Raw genomic sequence first — 8,912 nt, 5'->3', positions numbered from 1 at the left:
TCGCTCCAACCCGATCACGGTGCGCATGAAACCCGCATGAACACCTGTACATTCGGTCAATCGCTTTGTTTCGCTTCCCGCATATCGGGCACGTTTGCGAGGTATAGGCAGGATTTACTTCTATCACCCGAATACCTGCTAATGCCGCTTTGTATGCAATAAATCGTTGCAATTGATAGAACGACCAGTTGTGCAGGTTTTTAGCGTTTTTACGACTTGTTCTTGTCGTCTGGCGAATGTTCGTCAGTTTCTCGACCTTGATGACCGATACTTGTTGTTCTTTCGCCATGTTCACGATCTGCCGGCTGATTTTGTGGTTTTGGTCTTTCATATAGCGCTGTTCCTTGTTTCGTTGCTTGCGGATGGCTGACAGTTTCTTCAGTTTCCCCAGCTTCCTTCGACGCGAATTGTATTTGCGGCGGATATACTTATTTTGTCTGCCGCGCCCGACAAACTGGGTTTTACCTGTGGATGTGACCATGACTGCCGGCACTTTCAATCCCAGATCAACACCCATCGTTGCATCGCCGACCGCTTGTCCGTTTTGCATTTCGACGGAAACCTGGACGTACCATTTTCCCGATTTCTCGACGACCTTTAAAAGCCCGCATTTTCCGCTTGTCAGAAGGTGATTCCCACGTTCAGTCATACGGGATGCGACCCTGAGCCGCTGTACTTTCCCATCCATCATGACCGGGAATGCGACTGTGCTGCCGTCAATCGCATAATTTTGATTGTTCACGTAGTAGGCTCTACGCCTTAAGATCGGACGTTTCCCTTGCTTTTTCGTTTTCTTATGGATGCTTCTTGCATCGCGAATGATTTGATTCCGTATCGCTGAAGGCAGGTTAGCTCGAATGTCTTTTGATGTTAGTTTGGGGAATGTCCCGGCACATTCTGCTTGCATGGTGAGTACGTTTACGGTGTCGATATAAGCTGCCCCATGTTCGCGCAACAATGCGGACTCGACGGGAAATATGCGAATCTGAACCGTTACAGTTTGCATCTATTCACCTCCCTCGGAAACATTATACCAAACAAATGTTCGCATCGAAAGAGTTGTGACAAAATGATGTCGTCTTGGCTACTGCATAAAACGAGAACAGCAACAATGTAGGACAATTAAGCTGGCCTGCGGACAGCCCATGTCCTATTGTCGATTCATTCCAAGCCTAAAGCCAAGGGCTTTCTCGACTAAAGTTCTGTAACGCCTCTATTGTACCGGAAGTTGGAGCTTTGTGTCCCCTCTTCAACGATTCGGAAACGTCAAAACACCGGGTGCCTTCCCCTGAGGAGGCCCCCGATGTTTTGTTTATGATAAGCTATTTGGCCAGTGCCCCTTCTCCGGCTCCCGCTGCCGGGTTTTTAGGTTTGCGGTGGAACAGCCGATCAGTGCCCTTATGAAGGAGCGGGAGCACGTAACGGTCAAGTCCGAAGCGGCCTGCGTTCGTTCCGGCGACGACCACCAGCATACCGAGCAGCAGCAGCCAAGGGTTCGTGTTTACGGTGCCGGCGAACAGGAACATGAAGTTCATCAGCAGCCCGAAGAATGCGGCGGTGAGCGTCAAGGTGCCGAGGATAAGTCCGAGCCCTACCAGAAACTCGCCCCATGGAATCATGACGTTGATAATCTTGACGTTCGGAAGAGCGAAGTGTTCAAGGAAAGCTTGGTAGGTTGGGTAGACCGCCTGGCCTGTCGCCTTGTCTACGATCGGGTTGTTAATGGCGTTGTTCAGGAAACCCGCTGCGTTAAACGGGGTTCCTCCGGTAAGCTTGTGCCACCCGGCCGTCAACCACGCATACCCGACAACAAACCGTACGATCGTTATGATTACCGCCGCTATGCGGTGTTCTCTCCAAAGTTTCATCATCTTAATCACTCCCTAATTGGAATTGGTGGAGCCTTTAAGTTATATTCCGATTATCCGTTGGACTGTATCGTCCTATTCACCGATGTGTGAGATCGTTTCGCTGACATCGGGATCACCGTCCTTGTTGGTTGATCTCTCTTTCATGTCTTTATTGTAAATCCATTTGCGAATTATGATTGTGATTTAAATCACAATATTAGAGGAATTCATCTCTCTGCGAAAAAAAACATCCCGCGCAAACTGCGCAGGATGCTTCCTGTCCAACGAGAATGATGCACGTATCCGCAAATGCCGCTACACACCCATCCGCTTCCTGATCAATCGAATCTGTCCCCGATGATTAATCTCGTCCTCGAACACATGAAACCACATAAAATAATGGTTCGCCTGCTTGCCGTGCCAGAACTCTTCCTCCATGTGCAGCCAATCATCGTTAACCGACTTAAACAGTTCATAGGTGCGGTTTCGGACTTCTTCCAATTGGTGCAGGTAGAAGGCGAGGTCATTCCCCTTGATTTTCTCCCGACCCGAATCCCCTAAATCCAGTGCCGGTCCCCAGATGGCCATTTCTTCTTCGTTTAAGTCGCGCTTTTCGAAGGTTTCGATTTGATAGGCGTATTCGACGGCCGCAAAATGCGCTAGCAACGCCCCAATCGAATTGCTTTGAGCATCCATGAGAAAATCAAGCTGGTCCACCGTTAAATCCTTTACCGCCGCCAACGTCGTATACCTCGCATAATTCATCATGGACAGTAGTCGGCCGACTTGCGGCGTATATCCGGGAATGTCCTTAATCAGATAGATGTTGTCCATGTTGATCATGAGAGATTCCTCCAGTTGACGCAGCTATGATGCGACGCTCTACTACTTCACGAAGGAGGAGAACGGCACTTCGAATTCCGGCATGCCCGCCGCGTAAGGCACATACTCGTATTGACCGAAATAGACGACGATACCGTTATGTTTCAGGAAGTAATCGCGGTCCGGCTCGATCGTCTTGAACGGTTCGATCAGTCCCAGGCCACGCGCTTTGATATCGCTTTTGATTTTCGCGTTAATGATGTTTACGTAGTCGGAGTTCCCGCCTGCCGCGTCTTTCAGCGAGATCAGATCGCCCGTCGCCAGATCGAACGTATACGTCGTCCGCGCCGTCGAACCGTGAGCGCCGCCCGTGTAAATATAGTAATCGACGTACAAGCTCAACTTGCCCTTCTCGTTATAGGTGATCGTGTAATCGCCCTCGAACGCGTACGGATTGGTCGGCTCGAACGAACTGTCGTTGAGCGGCTCCTCCAGCGACGTCTGCCCTTCTTTCGCCTGAAGCTCCGCGTCCTTCTTCAGCACGGCATTAACTTTGCTCTGAACATCTTCGTTCGCATAGCCCGACAGTACTGGATAGTGGACGACAAGATCGTATTTTTTCGAGCTTTTCTCAATCGTGGCGGTCGAGATTTTCAAGTTGTTTTCTTCGATCGCTTCGATGCCGATCCGCTTCGTGGCAGGATCGTACGAGACGCCATACCCCATCTGCTCGAGCAAATAGCGGAGAGGCACATAGGTCGTGTCATTTTGCACGACCGGGCTCAGCCGATAGAGGGATTGGCCGTTCATCGTGGCTATTCCTTTTTTCAGATCGAGCGTAAGCGTACGCCCGCGGCCCGTCACGGTCACGACGTTCGTCGACTTATCCCAGTTCGTTGTGAGCCCGATTGTCTTGTTTAAGCTGCGAAGAGCGATATATCTCGAGCTGTCGAGGTCAATCGCCGCAATATTGCTTTGCGTTCCGTTTACTTCAATCGGTTGATTAATGATTTTATAAGAGGACGCAGCGCTCGCTTTGTCCGCTCCGGCAAGCAGCGGCGCGCACAGCAGCGCGGCGGCGACCGTCAGTGTCAGAGCTTGGCGCGTCTTCCGGCGCATTTTCGTGTTGTTCATGTACTTCATTCCTCCCGGCATGATGTCTGGCCTTCCCTCGAGGGGTGCCTGCTCTCATATAGACGTAGCGGAGACCAGACTTGTTCACTGCCGTAACGAATATTTTGTGAAAATCGCACCGAAATCAGCCGTTAAACAAACTGGGGAAGAAACGATTTGTTTTGCTCCAAAATGTCGTTCAATATCGCTTGCGCGGTTTCCGCGTTGCCAACTAACGGATGGATAGTCAACGCTTGCAAAGCCGCTTTCGCATTCCCATGAACCGCAGCTTCGACGGTCAGTTGCTCGTAAGCTTTCACCACTTGCATCAGGCCTCGAATTTCCGGACCGACCTGAGTAGTGACCTGAATCGGGTGCGCTCCTTGCGCGTCGATAATCGAATTAACTTCGATAGAAGCGTCGTCCGGAAGGAAAGGAAGGATTCCTCCGTTTCTCACGTTTACCGTCTGAATGTCTTTCTTATTGTTATAGATGGAAGTCATGAGGTTAACGGCAACTTCCGAATAGTACGCGCCGCCTCTTTGTTCCAACTGAGGAGGTTTGATCGCCAGATTGGGATCCTTGTAGAGCTCAAACAGCTCCGCTTCGACTTTTTTGACGACGTCCGCTCTCGTCCCTTCGGTCTTCAGATCCTCGAGTTGCTCGGCCAGCATCGCGTCCCTCATATAGTAATAGCGGTGGTAGCTGCAAGGCAGCGCCCCAAGGGATTGCAGGAATGTTCCGTCCCATTCGAGATCGGAGATGTTTTTCATCGTTAACCCTTTCGCCCCCGCTGCCTTGAGCAGGAACGCTTCGGACACATCTTCACCATCAACGATTATGCGGGTCGTCCAGTTAAGATGATTGATGCCGATCATCTCAATATCGACTTTGGAGGCTTCCACGTCGTAGAACTCGGCGATTTGCATCTTTAAGCCGATTGGTAAGTTGCAGAGCCCGATCGTTTTGATTTTGCTGTATTTCAGCGCGGCTTCCGTAACGATCCCCGCCGGATTCGTGAAGTTCAGCAAGAACGCGTTAGGAGCCAGTTCCTCCATCTCCCTGCAAATATCCAAAATAACAGGGATCGTCCTGAGCGCCTTGGCGAAACCGCCGGCCCCGGTCGTCTCCTGACCGATGCAGTTGTATTTCAGCGGAATGCGCTCGTCACGCCCTCTCGCTTCCAATTGGCCGACCCTTAATTGCGTCGTTACGAAATCTGCGCCTCGGATCGCTTCTTTGCGGTCCAAAGTCAGATGAACGCTGATGTCCGCTCCCGCCTTCTCCACCATTCTCTTCGCGAGCGCGCCAACGATCTCCAACTTCTCACGACCCGATTCCACGTCGACCAAATAAAGCTCCTTGATTGGCAATTCGCCTTGACGTTTTATTAACCCTTCAACCAATTCGGGCGTATACGACGAGCCTCCCCCGATCACCGCTACCTTTAACCTTTTGTTCTGAATCATCTGCATCAGCCCTTTTATTTTGTTATAACCTTTTATTAAATTATAATTTTTGATATAACAAATAGTCAACGAAAAATGTCAAAAAAAGATACACTGAAAGACCTGTAAGAGATTGGTTGTCACAAATAATCACTTAATGGTTTTTCCGTTTGCTTTAATTTGTAATAACCTATACATAAGCGATACAAATCGAATTTGACTTACTTTTACACCGCTTATGGCTATGTTATAATAGAGAAAATTCTACTCGTGGGGGAAATTTGTAGTGACAAAGCGTCAAACCAGTTCCTTGTATTTTAACATCAAAGAGAAGATCCTTAAGCAAATCCAAACAGGCGTTTACAGTGTTGGTCAGAAATTGCCAACTGAAGCCGAATTATGCGTTTTATACAATGCGAGCCGCACCACGATTCGACTCGCCTTGAACGAACTCGAATTTCAAGGCATTCTGGAACGTGTGCAAGGGCGCGGGACTTTCATCAAGCGCAAAGAGCTCCAGTTGATTCAGACGCGCAGCTTTACCGAAGACGTGCTGATGCAGGGCAAGGAGCCTCGAAGCAAGCTGCTGGAAGCTAAAGTCATTCCGGCGGAGTCTCCACTCGATGAGTTCCTCCACATCCCTCCCAGCGCTCCGATCAATCAACTGCTCAGAGTTCGGTACGCGGACAACGAGCCTCTCCTCTACGAGAGAACCCACATCGCTTGGAGCATGGCGCCGGGGTTGATCAACGATTACAAGGACGGTTCCCTGTTCGAATTCCTAGAGTCGAAATACAATCTCAAAGTCCATCGAGCCGTCGAACAGCTAAAGCCGATCCTCGCGGACAAAACGGCCAAGAAGCTGCTTCACGTCAAGGAAGGATCGCCTTGCCTGCAAATCAAAACCTTCACTTATTTATCCGATAACACGCCGCTCGAATACAGCTTCGGCGTCTTCCGGGGAGACTTCCCCAACTATACGATCGAACGGTTTTTCTAGAATAAAGGGACGTAAAAAAGAGGGGCGAACCCCTCTTTTTTTGTTGTCCTTTCGTTTACTGCGCTTCCTTAATGATGCCGAAGTAGCGTCCCATCCAGTAAGGGAGGGTAAACACGGTAGCGCTCTCCAATTCGCCCTGAACCTTGTAATTAAAGTTAGGATCCACGGAATATTCGCCTTCGATCGTTTCGAACGGATTGTTGTTGTTTTTGATAATCAGTCTTTCATCTGGAGCAAGCGCATAATTCGTTTGCGTGTATTCGTCACGGTCGCCCGGTTCGATATAGAACACGTCTTGACGATCGTATTGCGATTTGAAAATAATGCGATATTCCGGCATACGGTACAAGAATCTGACCGCCGAAGCCAAATCCACATTCGTCTTTTCCGGATGCGCGATTTGGTAGAGGAACGTGTAGAACGGATTTTCCTCGCGTACTTCGTTCGAATACCATTGATCGTAGGCCGCTACGATCTGCTCCCGTCTAATCGGATCTTGTTCCAACATTACGAGTTGGAATACTGGGAACCAGCCGAGCTCTTCGTCGGAATAGTTAATATACTGCGTCCAATCCTGGTGCAAGGCTCCGTTGGTATTCGAGTCTTTTTGCAGTTTTTTCAGTTTCTCCTTGGGCGTGGCATTGTCCGGAAGATCAGCATATTTCAGGTTTTCCTTTGTCACGACTTGGTTATCGTTATTGCCGTACGCATTCGTCGCTTGGCGAACCAATCGGCGTTCAACGTACTCGTTGGCCAGCTTGATATAACCTTTGCCGTTCCGGAATGGTCCTTCCGTGCTATAGTCGCCGTCGAAGGCGAAGTTATATGCCACGCCGAACTTGGCCTGGTCATCCGGATATTCTTCCGCTGTAACGTACATCGCGGTTTTGAGAAGTCCCATCACACCGAGAGCATTCAAAGGCCCGTCTTCGTATCCGTAAGACAAAGCGTCTTCGCCGTCGGCATCCACTCCGATCTTTAACGTCCATAGAGGGTTGCTTTTCATTTCGGTCAGGCTATCGTTAAAGTACTGCGCCAACCATCGCGACCATTGCGTGGATTTGCCCGTCGCATCCTCGATATAGTAGTGATCGTCGGCCAAAATCAGGTTGGTCAAACGGTCCGAAGCCTTAGCGATCAGGCTCTTTAATTCATTCGTAACCGTATCCGCAGGATCATCGCAAAGATACTTATAAGCGGCAAAGAATAATGCGGAGTGGCCGGCGATCTCGTCGGAAGACGTATCCGCCTTATAGACGATTTTATTCATATCGATATATCCAGTAACTGGATCGACGATTTGCGGAAGCAAATCGTTGAAAAACTTCGGAATTTGCTCATACACTGGAGACGTCAACTGGAATAAAGGGCGATTCGTGCTGCTTGTCGTCTTATCTTCATCTGCCAGCTGATTATTGGTGTTCGCTGTGATTACAGGTAACACTTGATAGACTGGCTTACTCGTCTTGCCCACATTCGTCTTGATGTCTATGCCTAGCTTTTGCCCGACGGGACGCGTCTCGTTCAGGGCATCAATCGCAGCTTGACTAAGCGCGATGCCATTGTAATTCATAACATCCGTGCCGCCCGACGGGAACAAAGTCGAACCTTTCTTCGTCAGGGAATCTCTCGTAACTCTCGCGATCGAATAGCCGATCGGAGTAACGTCGGTCCGTTTCAAACTTGGAATGATGCCGTTCGGATTAACGGCGTCCGGGCCTACGACATGATGGAACCAGAAGCCGTTTTCGTACGGTTGAAATCCGTAATCGTCACCCGTTGTCGTCTGCGCGCCGAACTCACTCGTAAGCATGTAGGAGCGAGCAGGGTAGCCGTTCCCCCGCCCGGAAACGTAATCCAGCAATAACACGGCTTTCGTCGCTCTTAACGCCGCTCTTTTCGCAGTTGCGATCTCGTCCAATTGCTCTTGCGTCGCGTTCGGACCATAGTCGCTCTTCAACGTCGAATAGCGGAAGATCTCGCCCAGCGCATACATGGCTGTCCATAAACCATCGTTATCTGCGGTGGAAGGATGACCTGTGAAAACGCCCGTAGGAGAACTATAATCGACGGAAGTAACGGCAGGATTCGTCTCCGTGAACGTGAACCCCGTCCCCGTTACCATCCCGAACCGATCGTTAACCGGCGCGATCAACTTTTCATAGATGAACGATTTTTCATACAACGTCTTCTTCGGCATCGCGATATGCGTCACGCCCGTGGCAGTCTTCGCCCAGATTCCACCCTGTCCATCGCTGGCCAATCCCAAAATATGATCATCGCCGCCGTAGAGGTATTGAGGCCCCGCCAAATACTGGACGATATCTCTCGCGTCGGCTTCCTTGAAGTTAACTCGTTGCAAGCCGTGCTCGGTACCGATCCAGAAAACGCCGTCCGCATCTTTCACAACGCTAGTGACGTCAGCTGTCACCGCAGCCGGTAGGAAAGTGAGATCCGTCTTCGTCGTTACCCACACAATGTTGTTTGGGATCGTGCTGTCCCCGGCTTTAAAGTAAGTCATATGTTTCGTTGGCGTAGCCTTTAGCTGGACCGCAGAGTACTGCGCGTTAACCGGCTTCCCTGCAGAGGCGTAAGCCTGGGAAACGGGCAGAGTGAGCAATAAGGATGCGGCAAGAGCTCCCAGCATCGTCTTTTTAGTCGATTTCATCATGGATCCAA

At 50.1% G+C, this 8,912-nt stretch carries 7 protein-coding genes; 1 reads left to right on the top strand and 6 read right to left on the bottom strand.

Features of this window, described 5'->3' with window-relative positions:
* The 5 genes from ACFPOF_RS17085 to ACFPOF_RS17065 form a co-directional block, all read right to left on the bottom strand.
* On the bottom strand, window positions 1-1,006 hold a 1,006-nt coding region (locus ACFPOF_RS17085), incomplete at its 3' end, for an RNA-guided endonuclease InsQ/TnpB family protein (protein WP_378134765.1).
* Between the two features lie 316 nt (window positions 1,007-1,322).
* The gene (locus tag ACFPOF_RS17080; protein WP_378134763.1) at window positions 1,323-1,871 is read right to left on the bottom strand and encodes a DoxX family membrane protein; all 549 of its coding nucleotides are present in this window, start codon (window positions 1,869-1,871) and stop codon (window positions 1,323-1,325) included.
* A gap of 294 nt (window positions 1,872-2,165) precedes the next feature.
* Complete coding sequence (locus ACFPOF_RS17075; protein WP_378134761.1) at window positions 2,166-2,693, bottom strand: DinB family protein; 528 nt, start codon at window positions 2,691-2,693, stop codon at window positions 2,166-2,168.
* A gap of 42 nt (window positions 2,694-2,735) precedes the next feature.
* Window positions 2,736-3,806, bottom strand: a complete 1,071-nt coding sequence (locus ACFPOF_RS17070; protein ID WP_378134759.1) for a stalk domain-containing protein — start codon at window positions 3,804-3,806, stop codon at window positions 2,736-2,738.
* Between the two features lie 131 nt (window positions 3,807-3,937).
* The gene (locus ACFPOF_RS17065; protein ID WP_378134757.1) at window positions 3,938-5,254 is read right to left on the bottom strand and encodes a 6-phospho-beta-glucosidase; all 1,317 of its coding nucleotides are present in this window, start codon (window positions 5,252-5,254) and stop codon (window positions 3,938-3,940) included.
* Window positions 5,255-5,519: 265 nt separating this feature from the next.
* Here ACFPOF_RS17065 and ACFPOF_RS17060 point away from each other — a divergent pair, with 265 nt between their 5' ends.
* Window positions 5,520-6,233 carry a GntR family transcriptional regulator gene (locus tag ACFPOF_RS17060; RefSeq protein ID WP_378134755.1) on the top strand — a complete coding sequence of 238 codons (714 nt, stop codon included), beginning with the start codon at window positions 5,520-5,522 and terminating at the stop codon, window positions 6,231-6,233.
* Window positions 6,234-6,288: 55 nt separating this feature from the next.
* Here the strand turns inward: ACFPOF_RS17060 and ACFPOF_RS17055 are convergent, their stop codons facing one another.
* Entirely contained in the window at window positions 6,289-8,904 is a 2,616-nt protein-coding gene (locus tag ACFPOF_RS17055) for a hypothetical protein (RefSeq protein ID WP_378134753.1), read from the bottom strand.
* Window positions 8,905-8,912: the final 8 nt, after the last annotated feature.

It is taken from the genome of Cohnella soli, assembly GCF_042655525.1.
In the GTDB taxonomy this organism is placed as follows: domain Bacteria; phylum Bacillota; class Bacilli; order Paenibacillales; family Paenibacillaceae; genus Cohnella; species Cohnella soli.
The sequence above is the reverse complement of the archived record's forward strand: the minus strand, read 5'-3'. Positions and strand labels throughout refer to the sequence as shown.

What these genes read in the sequence shown, in the direction of transcription:
- ACFPOF_RS17080 (WP_378134763.1), bottom strand. Translation starts at nt 1,871, where the DNA reads ATGATGAAACTTTGGAGAGAACACCGCATAGCGGCGGTAATCATAACG.
- ACFPOF_RS17075 (WP_378134761.1), bottom strand. Translation starts at nt 2,693, where the DNA reads ATGATCAACATGGACAACATCTATCTGATTAAGGACATTCCCGGATAT.
- ACFPOF_RS17070 (WP_378134759.1), bottom strand. Translation starts at nt 3,806, where the DNA reads ATGAACAACACGAAAATGCGCCGGAAGACGCGCCAAGCTCTGACACTG.
- ACFPOF_RS17065 (WP_378134757.1), bottom strand. Translation starts at nt 5,254, where the DNA reads ATGATTCAGAACAAAAGGTTAAAGGTAGCGGTGATCGGGGGAGGCTCG.
- ACFPOF_RS17055 (WP_378134753.1), bottom strand. Translation starts at nt 8,904, where the DNA reads ATGATGAAATCGACTAAAAAGACGATGCTGGGAGCTCTTGCCGCATCC.